The 20953-nt window shown below is 66.1% G+C and carries 20 protein-coding genes; 11 read left to right on the top strand and 9 right to left on the bottom strand.

Annotated features, from left to right (window positions below):
* Nucleotides 1–278 precede the first annotated feature (278 nt).
* The 3 genes from B7X49_RS01415 (at nt 279) to B7X49_RS01425 (ending at nt 1838) form a co-directional block, all read left to right on the top strand.
* Complete coding sequence (locus tag B7X49_RS01415) at nt 279–611, top strand: type II toxin-antitoxin system Phd/YefM family antitoxin (RefSeq protein ID WP_286838092.1); 333 nt, start codon at nt 279–281, stop codon at nt 609–611.
* 2 nt (nt 612–613) lie between these two features.
* Complete coding sequence (locus B7X49_RS01420; protein ID WP_286703054.1) at nt 614–1036, top strand: type II toxin-antitoxin system VapC family toxin; 423 nt, start codon at nt 614–616, stop codon at nt 1034–1036.
* Nucleotides 1037–1142: 106 nt separating this feature from the next.
* Nucleotides 1143–1838, top strand: coding sequence for a thioredoxin domain-containing protein (locus B7X49_RS01425; protein ID WP_286703053.1), 696 nt, complete (start codon nt 1143–1145; stop codon nt 1836–1838).
* Here the strand turns inward: B7X49_RS01425 and B7X49_RS01430 are convergent, their stop codons facing one another.
* Nucleotides 1839–2111 carry a hypothetical protein gene (locus B7X49_RS01430; RefSeq protein WP_029312820.1) on the bottom strand — a complete coding sequence of 91 codons (273 nt, stop codon included), beginning with the start codon at nt 2109–2111 and terminating at the stop codon, nt 1839–1841. It lies immediately after the preceding gene.
* Between the two features lie 318 nt (nt 2112–2429).
* Between B7X49_RS01430 and B7X49_RS01435 the strand changes: the two genes are divergently transcribed.
* Together B7X49_RS01435 and B7X49_RS01440 are read left to right on the top strand one after the other, a co-directional pair.
* Nucleotides 2430–3485 (top strand): ribonucleotide-diphosphate reductase subunit beta, encoded by a 1056-nt coding sequence (locus B7X49_RS01435; RefSeq protein ID WP_029312819.1) that lies wholly within the window; start codon nt 2430–2432, stop codon nt 3483–3485.
* Nucleotides 3486–3774: 289 nt separating this feature from the next.
* Nucleotides 3775–4071 (top strand): hypothetical protein, encoded by a 297-nt coding sequence (locus B7X49_RS01440; protein WP_029312818.1) that lies wholly within the window; start codon nt 3775–3777, stop codon nt 4069–4071.
* Here the strand turns inward: B7X49_RS01440 and B7X49_RS01445 are convergent.
* From B7X49_RS01445 to B7X49_RS01470, 6 genes are all read right to left on the bottom strand, one after another.
* Nucleotides 4068–4679, bottom strand: coding sequence for a ribonuclease HII (locus B7X49_RS01445; RefSeq protein ID WP_286703052.1), 612 nt, complete (start codon nt 4677–4679; stop codon nt 4068–4070). The two genes, B7X49_RS01440 and B7X49_RS01445, sit on opposite strands and share 4 nt — an antisense overlap.
* Nucleotides 4672–5175: an NADH-quinone oxidoreductase subunit B family protein gene (locus B7X49_RS01450; RefSeq protein ID WP_029312816.1), complete on the bottom strand. Its 504-nt coding sequence runs from the start codon at nt 5173–5175 to the stop codon at nt 4672–4674. Before B7X49_RS01450 ends, B7X49_RS01445 begins: the two co-directional genes overlap by 8 nt.
* On the bottom strand, nt 5168–6475 hold the full coding sequence (locus B7X49_RS01455) for a nickel-dependent hydrogenase large subunit (protein ID WP_286703051.1): 1308 nt from the start codon (nt 6473–6475) through the stop codon (nt 5168–5170). The genes B7X49_RS01450 and B7X49_RS01455 overlap by 8 nt, the downstream gene beginning before the upstream one ends.
* Nucleotides 6472–7812 (bottom strand): hypothetical protein, encoded by a 1341-nt coding sequence (locus B7X49_RS01460; RefSeq protein ID WP_286703050.1) that lies wholly within the window; start codon nt 7810–7812, stop codon nt 6472–6474. Before B7X49_RS01460 ends, B7X49_RS01455 begins: the two co-directional genes overlap by 4 nt.
* On the bottom strand, nt 7809–9098 hold the full coding sequence (locus B7X49_RS01465) for a hypothetical protein (RefSeq protein ID WP_286703049.1): 1290 nt from the start codon (nt 9096–9098) through the stop codon (nt 7809–7811). Before B7X49_RS01465 ends, B7X49_RS01460 begins: the two co-directional genes overlap by 4 nt.
* A 72-nt stretch (nt 9099–9170) precedes the next feature.
* The gene (locus B7X49_RS01470; RefSeq protein WP_286703048.1) at nt 9171–10025 is read right to left on the bottom strand and encodes a sulfite oxidase heme-binding subunit YedZ; all 855 of its coding nucleotides are present in this window, start codon (nt 10023–10025) and stop codon (nt 9171–9173) included.
* 259 nt (nt 10026–10284) lie between these two features.
* Here B7X49_RS01470 and ileS point away from each other — a divergent pair, with 259 nt between their 5' ends.
* The 4 genes from ileS to B7X49_RS01490 all read left to right on the top strand — a co-directional run bounded on the left by ileS (nt 10285) and on the right by B7X49_RS01490 (nt 15513).
* Complete coding sequence (gene ileS / locus B7X49_RS01475) at nt 10285–13152, top strand: isoleucine--tRNA ligase (protein WP_286703047.1); 2868 nt, start codon at nt 10285–10287, stop codon at nt 13150–13152.
* On the top strand, nt 13149–13658 hold the full coding sequence (lspA, locus tag B7X49_RS01480; protein WP_029312810.1) for a signal peptidase II: 510 nt from the start codon (nt 13149–13151) through the stop codon (nt 13656–13658). Before ileS ends, lspA begins: the two co-directional genes overlap by 4 nt.
* Nucleotides 13655–14233, top strand: a complete 579-nt coding sequence (locus B7X49_RS01485; RefSeq protein ID WP_286703046.1) for a DUF3035 domain-containing protein — start codon at nt 13655–13657, stop codon at nt 14231–14233. The genes lspA and B7X49_RS01485 overlap by 4 nt, the downstream gene beginning before the upstream one ends.
* Nucleotides 14234–14301: 68 nt before the next feature.
* A complete protein-coding gene (locus tag B7X49_RS01490) occupies nt 14302–15513 on the top strand; it encodes an MFS transporter (RefSeq protein ID WP_286703045.1) in 1212 nt (403 codons plus the stop codon).
* 25 nt (nt 15514–15538) lie between these two features.
* Here B7X49_RS01490 and B7X49_RS01495 read toward each other — a convergent pair whose 3' ends face one another.
* Both B7X49_RS01495 and B7X49_RS01500 read right to left on the bottom strand, forming a co-directional pair.
* Nucleotides 15539–16429, bottom strand: a complete 891-nt coding sequence (locus tag B7X49_RS01495; protein ID WP_286703044.1) for an alpha/beta hydrolase — start codon at nt 16427–16429, stop codon at nt 15539–15541.
* Between the two features lie 32 nt (nt 16430–16461).
* Nucleotides 16462–17310, bottom strand: a complete 849-nt coding sequence (locus B7X49_RS01500) for an SDR family oxidoreductase (RefSeq protein ID WP_286703043.1) — start codon at nt 17308–17310, stop codon at nt 16462–16464.
* A gap of 54 nt (nt 17311–17364) precedes the next feature.
* Here B7X49_RS01500 and mutL point away from each other — a divergent pair, with 54 nt between their 5' ends.
* Both mutL and B7X49_RS01510 read left to right on the top strand, forming a co-directional pair.
* On the top strand, nt 17365–19101 hold the full coding sequence (mutL, locus tag B7X49_RS01505) for a DNA mismatch repair endonuclease MutL (RefSeq protein ID WP_286703042.1): 1737 nt from the start codon (nt 17365–17367) through the stop codon (nt 19099–19101).
* Nucleotides 19102–19141: 40 nt separating this feature from the next.
* A complete protein-coding gene (locus B7X49_RS01510) occupies nt 19142–20824 on the top strand; it encodes a M3 family oligoendopeptidase (RefSeq protein WP_286703041.1) in 1683 nt (560 codons plus the stop codon).
* The last annotated feature ends 129 nt before the right edge of the window (nt 20825–20953 follow it).

Consider the following 20953-nt stretch of genomic DNA (forward strand, 5'->3'; position numbering starts at 1 on the left):
ATACAAAATCAACCCCGACGGCAGCATCGACTTCACGCCAGAACAACTCCACGAAATCCTCGGCCCACCCCCACCGCCCGTGCCACCCTGGCACCAGCCGTTCATCCCCTCCTTCAACGTCAAAAAACTCTGGCGCAAAGGGCCGTGACTTCGCACGTCTATTTCGTTACGATAACGTAACAAAAGACACAAAAGACAAGGGAAGCACTTCTTTTTTGTGAACAAAAAAGAAGCAAAAAAAACTTTGTTCATTTGGGCCCGTGCCTTTGAAACCGCCCGTGCCCCAGGGTCGGAAAGTTTTTTGCTTCTTTTTTACAAAAAAGAAGCCTTCCTCCACCGCTCAGCCACCCAATCCCCAATCAACCGCCGCGTTCAAGGCCAAGTGCCTCGATATTCTCGACCGCGTCGCCAATCGTGAGTTCGATACGGTCACCATCACCAAGCGGGGCCGGGTCGTTGCCATCCTCTCGCCGCCGGCTAGCGAGGCCAGCGCCGTCCACGCGCTGCATGGTTTCATGCGCGACAGCGTCATCATCCCGCACGATATCGACCTGACCGACCCGATCGCCGAAGACGATTGCACCGCCGCCCACGGCATCCTGCACAACTGACCATGGCGGGCGCCCTGCTCGACACCTGCGCCGTCATCTGGCTCGCCAATGGCGACCCGCTATCGGCCGCGGCACGCGAAGCCATTTTGGCGGCCGGCCTCGCCGATGCCCTCCACATCTCGCCCGTCTCCGCCTGGGAAATCGGCATGCTGTCCCGCTCGAGACAAAACCGCCCTGCCCTGGAATTCCTGCCCGACCCGAAAACCTGGTTCGCCCGACTCATGGCCGGCCCCGGCACCGTCAACGCCCCCCTCACCGCCGCCATCGCCATCGACTCCTCAACCATCGCCGGCGATCTCCACGCCGACCCCGGCAATCGCCTGATCATCGCAACCGCCCGCCACCTCAACGTCCCGATCATCACCCGCGACCGCAGGATCATCGATTACGCCAAAGCCGGCGGCGTGCGCGCGATCCCCTGCTGACGCCCCTTTGACACGCACCCCCACCACCGCCATCACCCGGCCAAACCATTCGCACCTGCACCATGATTCTCATTGACCGTTCACCCGAACCCTGTATCGGAAAACCATGACAAACCGCATCAGAGCTGCCCTGTTTGCCGTGGGTTCCATCGCCATCGCCGCCGTTCTGGTGGCCGTGCTGCATCATCCCAAACCGAAACCCGCCAACGATGCCAATCCACCGGTCATCCAGACCCCGTTTACCGCCGCCAGCCTGATCCGCGCGGGCGATCCGGTGTTCGGCAATCCGGCCGCCGCCGTCACGATCATGGATTTCTACGATATCCGCTGCCCGCCCTGCCGGCGGATGAACGTGCGGTTCAACCGGTTGATGAAGTCGGATCATGATTTCCGCTATGTGCCGGTCGACTACCCGATTCTCGGCAAGCCGAGCGTGCTCGGCACCAAGGCGCTGTTCGCGGCGGCGCTGCAACACAAATACCGGCCACTCCGACACATCCTGATGCGCCAGAAGCGCAAACCCACCATGGCAATCCTGAAAGCGGACGCGCAAACCGCCGGGATCGACTGGCCGAGCCTGAAGGCGGCGATGAACGGGCCGGCGGTCACCGCCCGCCTCGCGGCCAATCTGGCGCGCGGCCATGGGCTTGGCTTGAAATACGTGCCGAGCTGGTACATCGGCCACCAGCGCATCATCGGCTCGATCAGCTATGCCGATTTGGTCAAAACCGTCGATCAGGCGGAGCAGCGGGAGCGTCAGGCCGGCAACGGCCAGGCAGCCACCGCGAGCCACAAATCCTGATCAGGGTGCTGCGGGCGGCTCATCGGCGCCTCCCGCGGTCAGATGCCGGTCCACTGACAGGCGGAAATCCTCGAGCGCGACCACGGCTGAAGGATCCAGCGCCTCGACCCCGGCCATGAGTGTATCGCTCAGCTCACGCAGGGCCGAAAGCAGCGCCGTGCCCACCAGATTGCCGGACAGCACATCGGCAAAGCGCGCCGCGTGTTCGGGGTGGTTGTTGTCCTCCAGCGTCCGGATCAGGGTTTCGGCGTGTTTCTGCGGTTCATCGGTCATCGTGCATCCGTCCATGCGGTTTGGTTGGCGAGTCTCGGTGGGGTTGGCGGCGCTGTCAATCGCATCGCGGCTTGGGGTGCCCTACGCGTCAACATATAGTAGCGCGGTACCGCATTGCGCACAGATGTAGTGGCAAAACGCCGGCCCAGCCAAAAAATGCAATTGCCGAACCGCCCATACCGGTCCATAAGATATGCATAGAGTCGATCATCAAAACCAGCGCGGTCCGGGACCGTCCCTCTGTTTGGCCGTGCGCGTCACGTCGGCTCGGGGACCACTCCCTCGCCTTGACCTCGCTTTGCCTCAAAGGATAACCGCATGTCCGCCATCATCACCCCGCCGCCGACCCCGATCGTCCTGCCGACCAAGTTCGATCTGCTGACCGAGAACCCGGTCTACAAGCCGTTCCGTTACCCGTGGGCCTACGAGGCCTGGCTGACCCAACAGCGCGTGCATTGGCTGCCGGAGGAGGTGCCTCTCGCCGATGACGTCAAGGATTGGCACAAAAACCTCACCGCCGGCGAGCGCAATCTGCTCACCCAGATCTTCCGCTTCTTCACCCAGGCGGATGTCGAGGTGAATAATTGCTACATGAAGCACTACAGCCAGGTCTTCAAACCGACCGAAGTGCTGATGATGCTCTCGGCCTTCTCTAACATCGAGACGGTGCACATCGCCGCCTATTCGCATCTGCTCGATACGGTGGGCATGCCCGAGCTCGAATACTCCGCCTTCATGAAATACAAGGAAATGAAGGACAAATACGACTACATGCACGGCTTCCGGGTCGACAACAAACATGAAATCGCCAAGACCCTGGCGGCGTTCGGCGCCTTTACCGAGGGGTTGCAGCTGTTCGCCTCCTTCGCGATCCTGCTGAATTTCCCGCGCTTCAACAAAATGAAGGGCATGGGCCAGATCATTTCCTGGTCGGTGCGCGACGAGAGCCTGCACTGCCTGTCGATCATTCGGTTGTTCCGCACCTTCATTTCAGAAAACCCCGAAATCTGGACCGAGGAACTGCGCCGCGAGCTGTATTTGAGCTGTGCCACCATCGTCGATCACGAGGATGCGTTCATCGATCTGGCGTTCGAATTCGGCGCGATCGAGGGTATCAATGGCGCCGAGGTGAAGCGCTATATCCGCTTCATCGCCGACCGCCGCTTGCAGCAGCTTGGCCTCAACCCGTTGTTCCATGTCGAGAAAAACCCGCTGCCCTGGCTCGATGAAATGCTCAACGCGGTGGAACACGCCAATTTCTTCGAGAATCGGGCGACCGAATACAGCAAGGCCTCGACCACCGGATCGTGGGAGGAAGCCTTCTCGGATTTCGTGTTCACCTCGCCCGAACCACCGCTGATCGTTGCGGTGTGAACAATCGTCACGAAGCATAAATCCGGTTGAGTTGCGCAGTAAACTCGCGCGTGGTTTCGCGCCGCGCGCGAGATTATTCGCACACTTTGAATTAGGTCTTGTAAAAAATGAGAGAGTGTGGCTCTATATCAAATACGGTGAGTTCAAAAAATAAGAAAGGCCCATGAACTGCGTTTTGCATACAACACTAATCATTTGTATAGCGTTTTTTGTTGGCCATAGACGTGTTTGAGCATAGCCAAATGTTAGAAAACCGGTAAGATGACGTGTAGTTCATCTTTTGATCGGAATGCCCGCAGTGACAGATGAGGATACCATCGACCAGTTCGCCGACGACGTTGTCAAGGCTGATAAGACCCAGTCGCGGTATAGCCGGCGCCTGTCCGACAAGATATTGATCGCGTTTCACCACGCCTGCGACCAGGACGATTACGAAATCGCCGAGCAGTTGTTGGTCATTCTCGAGCACATGCTGACGCGCCGCAGCCCTAACAGCGACGCCAACCGGCGCAAGAGTATCGAGAGCCTGGTGGCCGCGCACGAGCGTCTGTGGCACCTGCGGCATCCGGAACAGAAATACGCCTAACCCTGCGCGGTGACGTCCCGCAGCAGCGGCCCGAAACCGCGGCGGTGATGCGCGGTGATCCCAAATGACATGATTGCCGTGCGGTGCGCCTGCGTGCCGTAGCCGGCATTGCGTGACCAACCATAGCCGGGGTGGCGCTGATCCAGCCGCACCATCAACCGATCGCGCGCGATTTTGGCCGCGATCGATGCGGCGGCAATCGAGAGCGAAATCCCATCTCCGCCGATCAACGCCGAACAATTCATCGGCAGCGATGGTGTTATCGTGCCATCGACCAGCACATGGTCCGGCCGCACGGTCAGGCGTGCCACCGCCCGGCGCATCGCGAGCAGGCTCGCCTGCAAAATATTCAACCGCGCAATCTCGGCAACCGACGCCGCGCCGAGTGCGATGATGGCGCCCGAGTCCATCAGCGCGGCCAGAGCCATGGCCCGCCGCGCGGCGGATAATCGTTTGGAATCATCGATCAACCGGATGATCGTCGCGTCGAGATGGAGCGGCAGAATCGCCGCAGCCGCCAGCACCGGCCCGGCCAGCGGTCCGCGGCCGACCTCGTCCACCCCTGCCACGATCCCGCCGCAGCGCAGTTCATGGCTGAAATCAGGCATGCGGCTCGATGCGCGATGAGCGGCGCGCGGCCGCGACGGGCGCGGCATTCGCCTCGAGCAAAGCGACCAGACCCGCGATGATCCGACCCGGCGATGGCGGGCAACCGGCGATCAGCAGATCGACCGGCACGATCCGCTCGGCACCGCCCAGCACGGTCGGCGCACCCTTGAACACGCCGCCATCGACCGCACAATCCCCCACCGCGACCACGAAGCGCGGCGGTGCCATTGCACCCAGCGTGCGGGTGACCGCATCGGCCATCGTGGTGGTGACGACGCCGGTGATCAGCAGCACATCGGCTTCGCGCGGATCATCGACCAGCGTGATGCCGTATCGGGTCAGCCCGGCCCGCAGCGCCACGGCACCCGCCAGCGAAATTTCGCACCCGCCGCAACTGCCGGCATCGACATGGCGCACCGCCAGGCTGCGGCCAAGCCTTGTGATGCCGGCATCCGCCAGGCGCGCCGCCAGTGAACTCACCGCCGCTTCATCCATCGATCGCCCCCACCGACAGGCCATAACACGCGATCAGCACGGCCGCCGCCCGGGGATCGAGCCCGACCACGCCGGCTTCGAGCGCCGGCAGCAGCCGCGCCGAAGGATCGATCGCGACACAATCGCGGATCTGCCCATCGAGCAGGTCGATCCAGTGATACACCATGCCCCGCGCGCTTTCGGCCGCTCCCAGCGCCGTGCCGGTGCCGGCGGGCAGGGCCGCGGCGATGATGCCTTCGGGCACCATCGCGAGGTCCGCGCGCACCGATGCAGCGAGCACGCGGATCGAGCGTGCCCGCGCCTGCGCGATGCCAGCTGCCGGCCCCAGGTCGCGCCGCACCCGCCCCCAGGCGAACGCCCGCACCACCAGGGAAGCGCGGTCCAGCGCGGCAAGCAGGGACGCAACGGCATCGCCGCGCAGATCGAGCGCGAGACCGCCGGGCACCACGATATCCATCATGAGCCGATGGCCGAACGCCTCGCCCAGCGCCACGGCGCTCTGCTCACGCGCCTGACCGAGCAGGGTCGCGAACCGCGCATCACCCGCCGCCGCCACCGCCGCCGCCAGCGCGGCGAGATCAGCGGTCATTCGCTCGATCGCGATCATGATCGCGCGCAGCGCCACCGCCCGCGGCGGTGCCACGGCACCGCTCGCCGCCTCCGCCGCGCGGGCAAACGCGACCGCGTGCGCGACCGTGGCATCACCGGCGATGCGAGCGGCGAACCGTGCGGCAACCCGGGGCGATTTGCCGCGCATCAGCCCCGCGATGCCGCGATGGGCGTAGCCGAGCCGGTGTTCCAGGCGGAGAATCCGCGTGTCGTCCGTGCTGAAACGCCCCATGCTGAAGCGCCCCATGCTGAAACGCCGGTGCACCGGGCTTGCGATCCGCCCGGCAACCGGGCCCGCGCCGATCTGATAGAAGCCTTCGCCCACGGTTTCGATGAAGCGCGGCCAGGCGGCATCGGTGCCGGCGGCCCCTTGGGCGATCGCCGGGCGGCGGTCGGTGGCGCTTTCGGCGATGGCGCCGGTCTGGTCGAACGCCAGCCGTTCGAACCAGGCGGCCTGGGGAAACCCTGTGGCGATCGAAGGATAGGCGTTGGCGATCAATTCGGTCGCCAGCAGCAGCGGCGCCGATCCATCGGTGAACAGCGCATGCACCCGCCCGCCCGAAATGAACAGGCCGAGAAACGCCAGCCGGGCGTCGCCGGCCGCGAGGCTGCGCCAGGTGGCGGCATCCAGCATCACGGCCGTACCCGGCGGGGCCGCCGACGCGATCGCGGCATCGAGTGCTGGGTTCATGCGGGCAGCGCGATCAGCCAGGGCAGCAGCCCCAGCGCGGCGGCGGCGAGCAACAGCAGCGCGGCGGGCATCGCGCGGCGCGCCGGCGGCATGGTGAACCGAGCCGGCGGCTGGCGTGCCAGCGCGATCGCCGCGGTCAGCACCACCGCCGCCAGCACCGCCCCACCCAGCCTGATATCAAGGCGGAAAGCGGCGCGCAGCACGGCGACATCGCCGGCGAACGCGCCGAACGGCGGCAGGGCGAGCAGCGCGATCAGGCCGGCGGATGCGAAGGTGCCGCCGGCGAGGCGCGCGAGCGCGATGGTCGCCAGGATCAGCAGGGCCCCGTCGGTCGCGCCCAGACCGAAGCCGAGCGATGCGACGCCGAGTTGCACGCAACCCGCCGCCTCCAGCACCGCGCCGCGCCGGATCAGCCCGATCAGCCCGGCCAGAACCAGTACGCCGCCGCCGGCGATCAACAGCGTGGGCACCGCAACCGCCTGCACCAGCATCACCACCAGGCAGCCGATCGCCGCCGCGACGCCGAGCAGGATCGCGAAGCGGCGCGGCGCCAGCCAGATCAGGATCAAGCCAAGCACGCCGATCTTGATAATCCAGGCGAGCAGCCCGACCGGCCAGGTGGCGGCGAGACCGGCATCGGCCATCGGCACGGGCGCGATCACGTCGAGCACGATGGCCAGCAGCACGATGCGGCGCAGCATCGCCTCGATCCGAAACAGCGCGCGCTCCGGCCCGGCGTAATCGGCCGGATCGTCGAGCTCGTAGCAGCCGAGCGTGAGCGCCAGCGCGATGCCGGCGAGCAGCACCAGCGCCGTGTTCGCGGGTGTCGCCGCGAGCAGGCCGCCGATCGCATCCAGCCGGTCGCTACCCGCCCGCACCGCCAGCGCGCCGAGCACGACCAGCCAGACCACGAGGCCGATTGCCAGCCGCAGCGCCGCCCCCGCCGCCCGCGCGCCGCGCCCACCCTCCCCCGATTCGAGCCATGCGGCCAGGCGCGCGCCCAGCGCCAGGGCGAGCAGTCCGGCCAGCAGTGGCACGGTCGCGAGCGGTGCGGTGATCAGGCCGAAGGCAAAGCCGGGCACCACCAGCAAGGCGGCACCGCTCGCGGTCACCGCGATGACCGGCCAGGCGGGATAGAGCGGCGAGGCGAACCCCGGCCGCAGGCGACGTTTGCGGCTGAGTTTGACCAGATCATCCCAGGCCTGCCGCCACCGGGGCGGTGCTACACCATCGTGCACCGCGCGCAGGACCGGCGCGAGCAGCGCCAGCGCGGCCGCCATGCCGAGCAGCGCGGTGATATCGATCAGCGTCGCAATCAGGCGGCTCAGCAGCATCATGGCCGGAACGGCACGGCGAGCCAGCGCGCGGCGCGGCAGGCCCAGCGCCAGGCGGGGTGCGCGCGGGGCGGCAGGCGCAGCGCGCCGGCAAACCCGGTCGCGGTGATCTGAGTCGTCGGCTCGCCGAACGGCAGCCAGGCCGGCGGGCGGGCGAAACCATCGTCATACGCCGGCACGTCGACCGGGCCGGCCCGCAGCAGGAACCGCCGCGCGCCGAGCGCCAGCGCGGCCATGGCGAGGGCAAGTCCGAGCCGCGCCGGATAGGCCAGCGCAAAGTCGGCCAGCGCGAAGATCGCGCCACCGAGCAGCAATGCTGCGAGTGCGACCAGTACCGGCCGCGCCGCATCCTCGGCCGCCGCGGCGCGCAGGCTGCGCGGCCGGCCGAGTGCGATGGCCGCGAACGCGCGCAGGACGGCAAATCCCATCAAGGCGAACCACAGCGCCAGCACCACGATCGCGGTCCAGGCACCGGCACCGATCGCGGCACGCCACGCCGCGCTGAACGCGACAAACCCCGGTCCGGGCGGCAACATGGCGGCGAAGGCGAGGCCGCCGCCCATCAGCAAGGCAAAGCGCGGCATGCCGCGCGCAATGCCGCCCAGCCAGTCGAGCGCGCTGGTGCCGGTTGCCTCGGTCAGCGTCGCGGCGGCGATGCCGAGCACCGGGGCGATCAGCGCGTTCGCGATCATCGCCGCCACCGCCGCCGGCGCGGCCCCGAGGCCGAGCGCCAGCAGCGCCAGCCCGGCGAACCCCAGCGCCGTGGCGCGGGCGAGGCCGGCCAACGTGTTTGCGCGCGCCGCCCATAGCCCGCCGCCGAGTAGCGCCGCCCCGCCCGCCAAGGCGAAGACCGGAGCGAGCGCCGGCGCATCGAGCGCCACCGTGACCAGGACCGACGGCACCGCGGCCAGCGCGAACGCGCCACCCTGGCGGCCCCACAGCGCGAGCAGCAGCGCGATGCCGCCCCAGAAGACCGCGCCCAACGCTGAACCGGACGGGCCGAGCGCCAGCACCGCCAGCACGCTCGCGACGATCAGCGCGTATAAACCTGGCTTGGGCCGCCCCGCCGCCGTGATGGTGGCGGCGGCGGCGAGCAGCAGCGGCGCGAGCAGTGCGGCCCGCAGCGGATCGACCGCGAAATCTGCCACATCGAACCCGGCGCCGCCGAACCAGGGCAGCGCCGCCTGCATCGGCGCAAGGCCGAACAGCGCGACCGCCGCCATGCCGAGCGCGCCGGCGAACGCCAGACCGGCAACGCCGCCGGCCACGGCGGCCGGCATCGCAGCCATCACGCGTGATTGCTCAGAGGGTCGGGCCATGCCCCGGCATAGCAGGCCGGGCCGATTCGCCCATCACCACGGTCACGCCGATGCGCGCTTCTGCACCCGCCGCGCGATCACCAAACCGACCAGAATCGCCAGATCGATCGCCACGAATGCCGCAGCACTGATCCGCAGCGTGCTGAAATTGGCATCGAGCACCAGCCACGGGTTGATCCCCGAGTTGAGCTTGTACCAGAGCGCCTCGCCCAGCGCCGTGATCATCACGCTCGCCACCGCCAGGATCACGATGCCCGACACCGAGCGGCGAAACCCTGGCGCACTCGCGCGCCATAGCATCAGCCACACGAACAGCCCGGCCGGCACCATCGCCACCCCGACCTCGACCTTCTGGGTCAGGAAAAAATGCCACAGCGACAGGATCGCGACCGGATAAATCAGCCGGTGCAGCGCTTTCCATTTTTTCCCCAGCCGCGCCATCGCCGCATCGGTCGAGGTGACCGAGAGCGCGATGAACCCGACCGTCGCGATCGTGCCGAGAATGAGGTAGAATACCGTCAGCATCTGGCTGACCACGAAGCCGAGCGCGAACCCCTCGTCCCACGCGTAGAGCACGATGTGCGCGATCGTGTAGAACGCCGCCGCGAGCCCGAGCATGCGCCGCAGCATCACCACGCGCGGCCAGTCGAACAGGGCGCGCGCCGGGGTGACCGCGAGGCACAGGATCAAGAAGCGGATCGCCCAGAACCCGGTTTCCAGCATGGCGTGATGTACCGGCCGGCTGCCTAGATTATCGGTGCGCCACTGCCAGAGAATGAACGGCGTCGGCGCGATGCAGAGCAGCAGCGTGATCAGCTTCAGCCAGGAAAACCGCCCGGCCGGCGTGCGCCAGGGGATTGCGAAGACGGAGGGGCGGCGCTTGGTTGTGGTGCTCATGTGGGTCTCATGTGTTTACGCATCTACGCTGGCAAATGGGGCGACAGGCAAAAGTAGGGCTTCTTTTTTGAAAAAAAGAAGCAAAAAACTTTTTGTCCTGTGGGCGCCGCGGCGCTGTGGCTTGACCGGGGTGGCTTGGGGCTTGCATATATTGACCATGAATGGGTGCTGCATCCGGCGCGTGAGCGGACGAATTATCGGGCCGGCCCTGAGCTAAGGGCCGGGTCACACACCTGTTTCCTCTCCTCCGGAGCTTGCCATGAACGATAGCGTCCCCGCCGAGCGCGATTACCGCGCCACCGTGTTTCTGCCCCGCACCGCATTCCCGATGCGCGGCGACCTGCCCAAACGCGAACCCGAAGCACTCGCCCGCTGGGAGGCGATGGGTCTGTTCGCCCGCCTGCGCGCCGATGCCGCCGGCCGCACCCCCTTCATTCTGCACGACGGCCCGCCCTACGCCAACGGCAATCTGCACATCGGCCACGCGCTGAACAAAATCCACAAGGATGTGATCAACCGCGCCCGCCAGATGGCCGGGTTCGACGCCGATTACGTGCCGGGCTGGGATTGCCACGGCCTGCCGATCGAATGGATGGTCGAACAACAATACCGCAAAGCCGGCAAAAACAAGGACGAAGTGCCGGTGCTCGACTTCCGCGCCGAGTGCCGCGCCTACGCCGCCAAATGGCTCGACATCCAGGCCGCCGAGTTCAAACGCCTCGGCATCGAAGGCAATTGGGCGCAACGCTACGCGACGATGGATTTTCCATCCGAAGCGGCGATCGCCGCCGAGATCCATAAATTCGCGGCGAACGGCGCGCTCTATCGCGGCCTGCGGCCGGTGATGTGGAGCCCGGTCGAAAAGACCGCGCTGGCGGAGGCCGAGGTTGAATATCAGGATCGGACGGATACGGCGATCTGGGTGCGGTTTAGGGTTGTCAACAAAGAAATCTTGCAGCCTATTTTTAAGTATGATGGGTTAAATTCTGGTAGTACTATTTCCGTAGTTATCTGGACCACCACGCCATGGACAATTCCCGGTAACAGAGCCGTAGCATTTAAGCCCTCCGCTGTTTACTCTCTGCTGCAGAAAATTTCCGGAAATGATCCGGCGACAGAGCCAGAACAAGAATATTATATAGTATCAAATGATTTAGTTCAAATATTTTCACAAAATTTGGGTATTCGTTTAAGAAGACTTGCCACAACTTACGGTCGGTATTTGTCTAATTTGCGCGTTTTACACCCGCTCTCAAAGTTTTCTGGTTACGATTTCGATGTTCCGATGTTACCTGGAACATTTGTTACAACTGATGCCGGCACCGGTTTCGTTCACATGGCACCCGCACACGGTGAAGATGACTTTATAGTTTGCACTGAAAACGGCATCGAAGTACCCGAAACGGTCAACGATGACGGAACTTACGCCGCCGACGTGCCGCTATTCGCCGGTCAGCACGTTTACAAAGTAGCCGATAACGTCTGCCGTGCCTTGGATGACAACAACACCCTCCTCAAACGCGAAGAGTTCCGCCACTCCTACCCCCATTCCTGGCGCTCCAAAGCCCCGCTGATCTACCTCGCCCGCCCCAACTGGTTCATCCGGATGGACGGCCCCGAACATATCCGCGAAAAAGCCCTCGAAGCAATCGACGCCACGCGCTTCGTCCCCGATGCCGGGCGCAACCGCATCCGCTCGATGGTGGAGTCCCGCCCCGACTGGTGCATCTCCCGCCAGCGCGCCTGGGGTGTGCCGATCGCGATCTTCATGCGCAAAGCCGATAAATCCATCCTGAACGACCCGGCGGTCTTCGCCCGCACCCGCGCCTTGTTCGAGGCCGAGGGGGCGGATGCGTGGTACGCTCGCCCCGCCGCCGATTTCCTCGGCAATGCCTATAACCCGGATGATTACGAACAGGTGTTCGACATCGTCGATGTCTGGTTCGAGAGCGGCTCGACCCATGCCTTCGTGCTCGAAGCGCGCGGCATGCCCTGGCCGGCCGATTTGTACCTCGAAGGGTCGGATCAGCATCGCGGCTGGTTTCAGGCCTCGCTGCTCGAAGCGGTCGGCACGCGCGGCGTGGCCCCGTTCAAGGCGATCGTCACCGATGGTTTCGTGCTCGACGAGCAGGGCCGCAAAATGTCGAAATCGCTCGGCAACGTCACCGCGCCGCAGGAGGTGATCGACCTGTACGGCGCCGACATTCTGCGCCTGTGGGTAATGAATTCGGACGTGCACAACGATCTGCGGATCGGCAAGGAAATCCTCAAGCAACAGGCCGATCTGTATCGCCGCATCCGCAACACGCTGCGCTGGATTCTGGGCGGGCTGGAGGGTTATTCCGACGCGGAAATACTCGATCGCGCGGCGATGCCCGAGCTCGAGCAATACATGCTGCACAAACTCGCCGAGCTCGAGGCGATGCTGCGCCGCGCGGTCGAGACGCATGACTGGACCGGCGTGTATCCGGCGATCCATCAGTTCTGCAACAACGATCTCTCGGCGTTTTATTTCGATATCCGCAAGGATGCGCTCTATTGCGACGTGAAGCTCGATGCCGAGGGTCGGCAGCTCGCCCAGAGCGACACCAGGCGCGCGTGCCGGACCGTGCTGGATATTCTGCACCGGTGCCTGACCACATGGCTCGCACCGGTGCTGCCGTTCACCGCCGACGAGGCATGGCGGGCACGATTCGGTGAGGATGAGTGCGTGCATCTGGCGCAGTTTCCGCCGGTGCCGGCCACGTGGCGCGATGACGCGCTCGATGCCGGCTGGGCGGAAATCCGGGCGGTGCGCAAGCTCGCCAACACCCAGTTGGAGGAAGCACGGCGCAGCGGCGACATCGCTTCCTCGTTGCAGGCCTGCATCAGCATCACCCTCGCGGTCGATGCGCCGATCGCGTTGCAGAGCGTCGACTGGGCGGAACTGCTGATCACCTCGGCGGCCGAAACCATGATCGCGACCGATGAGGCCGGCGCCGGTGCGGCGGCACCGTTGCGCGCGCCGCCGAAAGTCACGATCGCGCCGGGCACCAAATGCGCGCGCTGCTGGCAGGTCTTGCCGGAAGTGGGCGAGGATCAGGCTCACCCAACCCTGTGCCGCCGCTGCTGCGAGTATGTCGGATGAACCGCCGCCTTGCCGGCGTGGTGATGGCGCTGGTCGTCCTGCTGGCCGATCAGGCGTCGAAATACTGGGTGCTGTACGGTCTCGACCTGCCGCAGCGCGCGGTCGTGCGTATCCTGCCGGTGCTGAATTTCGCGATGGTATGGAACCACGGCGTCACCTTCGGCATTCTGGCGGGCGATAACGCGACGCTCTTGCTCATCGTGGTGGCCGCGGTCGCGGTGATCGCGCTGGCGGTCTGGCTGTGGCGGGCGGTGCATCTGACGACGACGCTGGCGGTGGGCGCGATCATCGGCGGGGCGATCGGGAATATTATTTCGCGGGTGCAGTACGGCGCGGTGGTCGATTTCATCGATGCGCATATCGGTGCGTATCATTGGTATGTGTTCAACGTGGCGGATGCCGCGATCGTCTGCGGTGTCGGGACGTTGATTCTCGACTCGATGCTCCGTCGTGAGCCCGCCGCTCCCTTGCCCACCGGGGCGCGCGGCGATAAGGAGGCGTCATGATCCGCACACGCAAATCGGCCGCGCCGTTGACCCTTGCCGCCATCGCCACCATCGCGACACTGGCGCTCGCCGGGTGCAGCGATGCCTCGAAAACCTTCGGGCTCGAGGTCACCCCGCCCGATGCCTACGATGTCGCGACCGAGGCACCGCTGTCGATGCCGCCCGATCTCGCGCTGCCGACGCCGCAGCCCGGCGCGCCCCGGCCGCAGCAGGTCTCCGCATCGCAGCAGGCCGAGGATGTGCTCTCGCCGCAGACGGCACTCGCCAATGGCGATGCCAGCATGGGCCCCGGTCAGCAGGCCTTGTTGCAGGAGGCCGGACCAACGCCACCCTCCGGGATTCGGACCATCGTCAATCACCAGGCCGAGCTTGAAAGCCGCAGCCGGGGTTTCGTGTCCTCGCTGATGTCGCTCGGCGGCGGCAAGCCGGGCGATCAGGTGGTCAATGCCTCGGCCGAGCAGCGGCGCCTGCAGGAAAATGCCGCCCTCGGCACGCCGGCAACTTCGGGTGCCACGCCGCAGCAGAGTGCCACACCGTCCAAGGGCATCATCGGGCGGATTCTCAACATTTTCTGAGCCGCCCGCATGTGAGCCTTGACGCCGTGTCGGTTGCACGCGGCTGAACAACTTGCATATCCGTTGGCATGTCCGACTCCATGAACCCTTCGACCGGCCCGGCCGCACCCTCCGCCGGCCTGGTCACCCTGTACGCCGTCGCGGCCGGCGCGGTGGTGGCCAATTTATATTATGCCCAACCGCTGGTCGGGTTGATCGCGCCCGCGCTGCATCTGCCCAAGCCGATCGCGAGCCTGTTGGTGACCTTCACCCAGCTTGGCTATGCGAGCGGTCTGTTGCTGCTGGTGCCGCTGGGCGATCTGGTCGAGAACCGAGCGCTCAGCACCCGGTTGATCGGCGGTTCGGTCGTCGCCCTCGCGCTGGCCGCCACCGCCTGGACCTGGCCGATCTTTCTGGCCGCCGCCCTGCTGATCGGCCTGTGTTCGAGTGCGGTGCAGATATTGGTGCCGATGATCGCGACGCTGACGCCGGATGCCACGCGCGGCCGGGTGGTCGGCAACGTGATGGGTGGCCTGGTGTTCGGCATTCTGCTGGCCCGGCCGGTGGCGAGCCTGATCGCCTATGCGGTGGGCTGGCGCGCGGTGTTCGGCCTCTCGGCGCTGGGCATGGCCGCGCTGTTTCTGGTGCTGCGCCGTAAGTTGCCGCACGTCGCGCCGAAGGCGCGGGCGGGGTATTTTTCGCTCATTCTCAGCATGTTCAAACTCTACGCGACCGAGCCGACCCTGCGGCGGCGGGCGGCCTATCAATGCGCGGCGTTCGGCGTGTTCAGCCTGTATTGGACGGCGGTGCCGATCTATCTGACCGAGCGGTTCCACTACACGCAATTCGGCATCGCGGTGTTCGCACTGGTCGGTGCTGCGGGGGCGATTTCAGCGCCTTTGGCCGGCCGGCTGGCCGATGCGGGCTATGGCAGGGTGGGTAGCGCGGTTTCGCTCGCTCTGGTGCTGGCCTCGTTCGGGGTCTCGGCGCTGGGTGCGGCGCTGCACAGCGTGGTGCTGCTGGCGCTGGCGGGGGTTGCGCTCGATTTCGGCGTGCAGGCGAACAACGTGCTCGGCCAGCGCGCGATCTATGCGCTGGCGCCGGAGCTGCGGGCGCGGCTGAATGGCGCGTATATGGCGGCGTTCTTTGTCGGCGGCGCGACCGGCTCGGCGGTGGCGAGTGCCCTGCTGATCCGCGGCGGCTGGACGCTGGTCGCCCTGGTCGGCGCGGCGGCCCCTGCCCTCGCGCTAAGCTATTTCATCCTGAACGAAATCCGGCGGCGGCGCGCGGCGTTCGCCTGACACCGACCGCCGCGCAGCCTGAGCGCTAGCGCGCCGCGCCGCGGATGAAGGCGGCGCTGTCATCGAGCGTCTGGCGGCCTTCCGGCACGAAACTGTGAAACATCGGCCAGACATGCGGCACCACCGGCCAGATGCGCAGCAGGCTGACCACACCGGCGGCGCGGGCCTTTTCGTCGAACCGCACGCTGTCGTCGCGCAGAACCTCGTTGGCGCCGACATGGATCATCAGCGGCGGCAAGCCGGCAAGATCGCCATACAGCGGCGAGGCGTGTGGGGTGCGTGGATCGGCGTCGCCGAGGTACATTTTTGCCCCGTCGGCGATTTTGGTGCCGATGATCATCGGGTCGCGCCCCTCGTTCTCGATCGCGCTGGCACCGGTGCCGGCCAGATCGGTCCAGGGCGAGAACACCACCGCGCGCGCCGGCATCGGCAGGCCGGCCTCCTTCGCCGCGAGCAGCACGGCGAGCGCCAGGCCGCCGCCGGCGGAATCCCCGGCGATCGCGAAGCGTTCCGGCACCACGCCCTGGTCGAGCAGGCCGCGATAGGCGGCCAGACCATCATCGACCGCCGCAGGATAGCGGTGTTCGGGGGCGAGCCGATAATTGGCGGCGAACACGCGAACGCCGCGCCGGGCGAGCGCGCCGGTGATCGGGCGATGGGTTTCGGCCGAACAGACCAGATAGGCGCCGCCGTGAAAATACAGCACAGTCATCGCCGGGCGGGCACCCTCGGCCGGTTCGACCCACTCGCCCGGCACGCCGCCGATCACCGCCTCGGTATAGCGCACGCCGCGCGGCACCGGCATCGGCGATTTGAAGGCGCGGCGGACGGTTTCAGGATCGGCGCTGCCGGAGAGCTTGCGCTTGACCTGATAGCGCAGGACCGGATTGAGCAGATGGGCGGCAAGACTGGCCATGGCGACTCCTTGAGGTCAACGGCGGGACGGTATCACGGTTTGGCGGTTGCCAGATCTTGAGGTCTGGCGAGCCGGCGCTGGATCACGCTCCAGGCGCGCACCGGCATCAGGCGGCTCAGCGTATCGATCGCATAGGCATCCGCGCCGATCAGCACGCGGGGCGCGCCGCGCTCCACCCCATCGAGAATGACGCGCGCGGCGGTCTCCGGCGGGGTCTTCAACGAGACCTCGAACGCCTTGATGCCGGCGGCGGCGATCGCCGGATCGATCCGCGCCGCCAGCCGCGCGGCGCGAGCGATGTTGGTGCGGATGCCGCCAGGATGCACGATCGTGACGCCGATGTTGGTATCCGCCAACTCATGGCGGAGCGATTCACCAAAGCCGCGGATGGCGAATTTCGAGGCGGCATAGGCCGTCTGCCAGGGCGGCCCGACCAGGCCGAACACCGATGAGAGAAACACGATCCGTCTGGGTTCGCCGCCGCCATTGCGCAGGACCGGCAGCATGGCGCGGGTGAGCCGCACCGCCGCCCAGAAATTGATGTCCATCAGCCAGGCGAATTCGGCCTCGTCCATCTGTTCGAACGCGCCGACGAGGGCGACGCCGGCATTGTTGATCAGCAGGGCGGGTGCCGCGTGGCTGGCGGCGATCGCGTCTGGCAACGCCGCGATGGCGGCGGCATCGGCGAGATCGGCGACATGGGTGGACACGGTGGCGCCGAACAGCCGTGCTTGTTCGGCGATGCGCGCGAGACCTTCGGCATCACGGTCGATCAGCGCCAGATCGGCGCCGCGCGCCGCCAGCGCCAGGGCAAGTGCCGCGCCGATCCCGCTGGCGGCACCGGTGAGCACCGCGACCTTGCCGTTTACCCTCATGCGCATCGGCGAACTCCCTGTGGTTTGGACATCGTTAACCCAACGGCTTTACATGGTCGCATGCCGATCCGACTCCTAGCCCCCGCCACCATCAACCGAATCGCTGCCGGCGAAGTGATCGAACGGCCGGCCGCCGCGGTCAAGGAACTGGTCGAGAACGCGCTGGATGCCGGGGCGCGGCGGATTGCCGTGCGAATCGACGGCGGCGGCATCGCGCGGATCGAGGTGACCGACGATGGCGGCGGGATTCCCGAAACGGAGCTGGCACTCGCGATCACCCGGCACGCCACCTCCAAACTGACCGATGAGGCGCTGGTACGGATCGCGACTCTCGGGTTCCGCGGCGAGGCGCTGCCCTCGATCGGGGCGGCGGCGCGGCTGACCCTGGTGTCACGCCCGCGCGGCCAGGATGCGGCGGCGCGGATCGCGGTGGCGGGCGGCGCGGTGAGCGAAATTACGCCGGTGGCGGCACCGTTCGGCACCAGCGCGATCGTGGAAGATTTGTTCTATGCGACGCCGGCGCGGCGGAAATTCCTGCGCTCCGTGGCATCGGAAACCAGCGCCTGCGCCGATGCGGTGCGGCATCTGGCGCTGGCGGCGGCGGATGTCGCGTTCGCGCTGAGCATCGATGGGACCACCAGTTTTGACGTGCCCGCGCAGGATCGGCGGGCGCGGGTGGCGGCGCTGTACGGGCGCGGCGATGCCGAGGCGCTGGTCGCGCTTGAGGCGGTACGCGAGGATATCACGATCAGCGGCTTCATCTCGCCCGCCAGCGTGACGCGCGCGACGGCGCGGCATCAGCACATGATGGTCAACGCGCGGCCGGTGCGCGACCCGCTGCTGCGGATGGCGCTGCGCGTGGCGTATCGCGATCTGATTCCGGCCGGGCGGCATCCGCTGGCGGCACTCTGGCTCGAAATTCCGCCCGAACAACTCGATGTCAACGTGCATCCGGCGAAATCCGAACTGCGGTTCGCGGCGCCGGATGCGGTGCGCAGCCTGCTGATCGGCGCGGTGCAGCGCCATCTGGCGACGCCGGCCGGGGTTGCCGCCGCACCGGCGCTGCGCCTGGGCGGTGGCGGGCGGGCAAGTTGGAGCTATCCGGTGCCGGCCAGTGCGGCGGCGCGCGGCTTTGCCGAGGCGGAGACGGCGCTGGCGTTCGATCTGCCGCCGAGCCTGCGGCGGCCGGCACCGGCGGCGCCGATCGGTGCGTTTCCGCTGGGCACGCCGCTCGCGCAGCTGTTCGATACCTATATTTTGTCGCAGATCGCGGATGGGTCGCTGGTCCTGATCGACCAGCACGCGGCGCATGAGCGGCTGACCGAATTGCGCCTGCGCGCCGAGCGCGATGCTGGCGGGATTGCCAGCCAGGGGCTGCTGTCGCCGGTGCCGCTCGATATGGCGGATGACGATGTTGCCCGCCTGATGGCCAGTGCCGCGACGCTCGCGCAACTGGGCGTGATGGTCGAAGGCTTCGGCGCCGGGGCCGTGCTGATCCGCGCCATTCCGGCGGCCTTGGGCAACGCCGATCCGCGGGCGCTGGTGCGCGACATTGCCGATGCGCTTGCCGATACGGGGATGGCGGGCCCGCTGGAAGGGCGGCTCGATGCCATGCTCATCCGCATCGCGTGCCACCGTTCGATCCGCGCCGGGCGGCGGTTGGCGTTCGAGGAAATGGCGGCGCTGCTGCGGGCGATGGAAGCCACGCCGCTGTCGCAGACCTGCCCGCACGGGCGACCGACCGTGCTGAAACTGACGCGCGGCGATCTGGAGCGGATGTTCGGGCGGGCCGGCTAGGCGGGATTGCGCGGCGGCGCCGAACTTGGTTTGATCAGGGATGGACAACAATATCCGTTTTGCCGATATCACTGCCCCGACGCCGGACCGTGCGAGCCTCGCGCGCGATTACGCGGCGATCAACGCGCTGTTCGACGATGGCGAGATTGCCGAGGCGGCGGCGCGGTTCGATCGGTTGCGGCGCGAGATCGGGACGTGGGGAGCCCTCGTCGAACTGCGGTTTCAGCAGAATACCGATGATGCCGGGGCGAAGGCGGCGCTCGATTATCGGGATGAATTGCTGCCGGCGGCGCAGAACCACGAAACCGCGTTCAAGCAGCGCATGCTGGATCACGGTGACCGGACCGCGGTCGTGCATGCGGTGGGTGCCCATGCGGTCGCGTTGTGGGACCTCGATATCGGGATTTTCCGCCCCGAGATCGAGGCCGATCTGGAGCAGGAGGCCAAACTCGCGGCGCGCTACACCGAACTGACCGCCTCGGTGCAGATCGAGATCGATGGCAAGACGGTGAATTACGAGGGGATGGCGCCGTTCCGCGAAAATATCGATCGTGCGCTGCGCCATGAGGCCGAGCAGAAGATCGATGCGTTCTTTGGACAGAATGCCGCGGAGCTGGACCAGATTTATGACGATCTGGTGAAGTTGCGCCACGGAATGGCGCGCAAACTCGGCTATGAGAATTTCATTCCGCTTGCCTACAAGCGGATGCGCCGGCTGGATTACGGGCCCGATGAGGTCGCGCGGTATCGCGACGCGATTGCGACGCATGTGACGCCGCTGGTCGGGCAAATCATGGAACAGCGGCGCACGGCATTCGGCTGGGACAAGGTATTCGCCTGGGACGAACGTATCGTCGATCCGCTCGGCAACCCGACCCCGCTGGGCGGGCATGATGAGTTGGTTGCGGCGGGTCAGGCGATGTATGATCGGATGGACCCGGAAATCGCCCGGTTTTATGAGGCGATGAACCAGGGTGGGTTTCTCGATCTGAAGAACCGGCCCGCCAAGGGCAACGGCGGGTTCTGCACCAGTTTCGATACGGTCGGCATGCCGTTCATTTTTGCCAATTTTGTGGGGACCAGCGGTGATATCGACGTGCTGACGCACGAGATGGGCCATGCGTTTCAGAGCTTTGTCAGCCGCGATCTGCCGGGGGTCGATTACCTCACGCCGGGGATGGAATCGGCTGAGATCCACTCGATGAGTTTTGAATTTTTCGCCTATCCGCATGCCGAGTTGCTGGTCGGGACAGATGCCGCAGCGCGCTACCGCCAGATGCACCTGATCGACGCGTTGACGTTTCTGCCGCACGGTGCGTGCCTCGATCATTTCCAGCACGAGGTCTATGCGAACCCGGATATGACGCCGGCCGAGCGCCGCGCGGTGTGGCGGAAGCTCGAACGGCACTACCTGCCGTGGCGCGATTACGGCGATCTGGCCAATGGTGCGGATGGTGGGTCGTGGCAGCAGGTGCTGCATTTATATCTGATGCCGTTCTACATGATCGATTATGCGCTGGCGCAGTGCTGCGCCCTGCAGTTCTGGACACGGTCGCGCAAGAATTACGCGGTGGCGCTCGCGGATTACATCGCGCTGTGCCGGCGTGGTGGGTCGGCGCCATTTCTGGAGTTGGTGGAGTCGGCGGGGTTGATCTCGCCGTTCGCGCCGGGGGCGCTCGAAACATCGGTCGCGGCAGCGGCCAAGGCCTTGCGGTCGGACTGATCGAAACGGATTAAATTACCGTCAATTCTCTCGGTTTGCTTCATGCCTGCCTAAAATTGCCACGGTTCCAGGGCCATTCTGGCGCATGGGATCCATTGCAGCGAGGCGGGTTTTGGCACTTCGGCGACG

Origin of the sequence: Acidiphilium sp. 34-64-41 (assembly GCF_002282635.1) — a bacterium.
GTDB classification, from domain to species: Bacteria; Pseudomonadota; Alphaproteobacteria; order Acetobacterales; family Acetobacteraceae; genus Acidiphilium; species Acidiphilium rubrum.

Excerpts from the sequence above, each read along its gene's own strand:
- B7X49_RS01420 (WP_286703054.1), top strand. The coding sequence starts at position 614 with ATGGCGGGCGCCCTGCTCGACACCTGCGCCGTCATCTGGCTCGCCAAT.
- B7X49_RS01425 (WP_286703053.1), top strand. The coding sequence starts at position 1,143 with ATGACAAACCGCATCAGAGCTGCCCTGTTTGCCGTGGGTTCCATCGCC.
- B7X49_RS01430 (WP_029312820.1), bottom strand. The coding sequence starts at position 2,111 with ATGACCGATGAACCGCAGAAACACGCCGAAACCCTGATCCGGACGCTG.
- B7X49_RS01435 (WP_029312819.1), top strand. The coding sequence starts at position 2,430 with ATGTCCGCCATCATCACCCCGCCGCCGACCCCGATCGTCCTGCCGACC.
- B7X49_RS01440 (WP_029312818.1), top strand. The coding sequence starts at position 3,775 with ATGCCCGCAGTGACAGATGAGGATACCATCGACCAGTTCGCCGACGAC.
- B7X49_RS01445 (WP_286703052.1), bottom strand. The coding sequence starts at position 4,679 with ATGCCTGATTTCAGCCATGAACTGCGCTGCGGCGGGATCGTGGCAGGG.
- B7X49_RS01450 (WP_029312816.1), bottom strand. The coding sequence starts at position 5,175 with ATGGATGAAGCGGCGGTGAGTTCACTGGCGGCGCGCCTGGCGGATGCC.
- B7X49_RS01455 (WP_286703051.1), bottom strand. The coding sequence starts at position 6,475 with ATGAACCCAGCACTCGATGCCGCGATCGCGTCGGCGGCCCCGCCGGGT.
- B7X49_RS01460 (WP_286703050.1), bottom strand. The coding sequence starts at position 7,812 with ATGATGCTGCTGAGCCGCCTGATTGCGACGCTGATCGATATCACCGCG.
- B7X49_RS01465 (WP_286703049.1), bottom strand. The coding sequence starts at position 9,098 with ATGGCTGCGATGCCGGCCGCCGTGGCCGGCGGCGTTGCCGGTCTGGCG.
- B7X49_RS01470 (WP_286703048.1), bottom strand. The coding sequence starts at position 10,025 with ATGAGCACCACAACCAAGCGCCGCCCCTCCGTCTTCGCAATCCCCTGG.
- ileS (WP_286703047.1), top strand. The coding sequence starts at position 10,285 with ATGAACGATAGCGTCCCCGCCGAGCGCGATTACCGCGCCACCGTGTTT.
- lspA (WP_029312810.1), top strand. The coding sequence starts at position 13,149 with ATGAACCGCCGCCTTGCCGGCGTGGTGATGGCGCTGGTCGTCCTGCTG.
- B7X49_RS01485 (WP_286703046.1), top strand. The coding sequence starts at position 13,655 with ATGATCCGCACACGCAAATCGGCCGCGCCGTTGACCCTTGCCGCCATC.
- B7X49_RS01490 (WP_286703045.1), top strand. The coding sequence starts at position 14,302 with ATGTCCGACTCCATGAACCCTTCGACCGGCCCGGCCGCACCCTCCGCC.
- B7X49_RS01495 (WP_286703044.1), bottom strand. The coding sequence starts at position 16,429 with ATGGCCAGTCTTGCCGCCCATCTGCTCAATCCGGTCCTGCGCTATCAG.
- B7X49_RS01500 (WP_286703043.1), bottom strand. The coding sequence starts at position 17,310 with ATGCGCATGAGGGTAAACGGCAAGGTCGCGGTGCTCACCGGTGCCGCC.
- mutL (WP_286703042.1), top strand. The coding sequence starts at position 17,365 with ATGCCGATCCGACTCCTAGCCCCCGCCACCATCAACCGAATCGCTGCC.
- B7X49_RS01510 (WP_286703041.1), top strand. The coding sequence starts at position 19,142 with ATGGACAACAATATCCGTTTTGCCGATATCACTGCCCCGACGCCGGAC.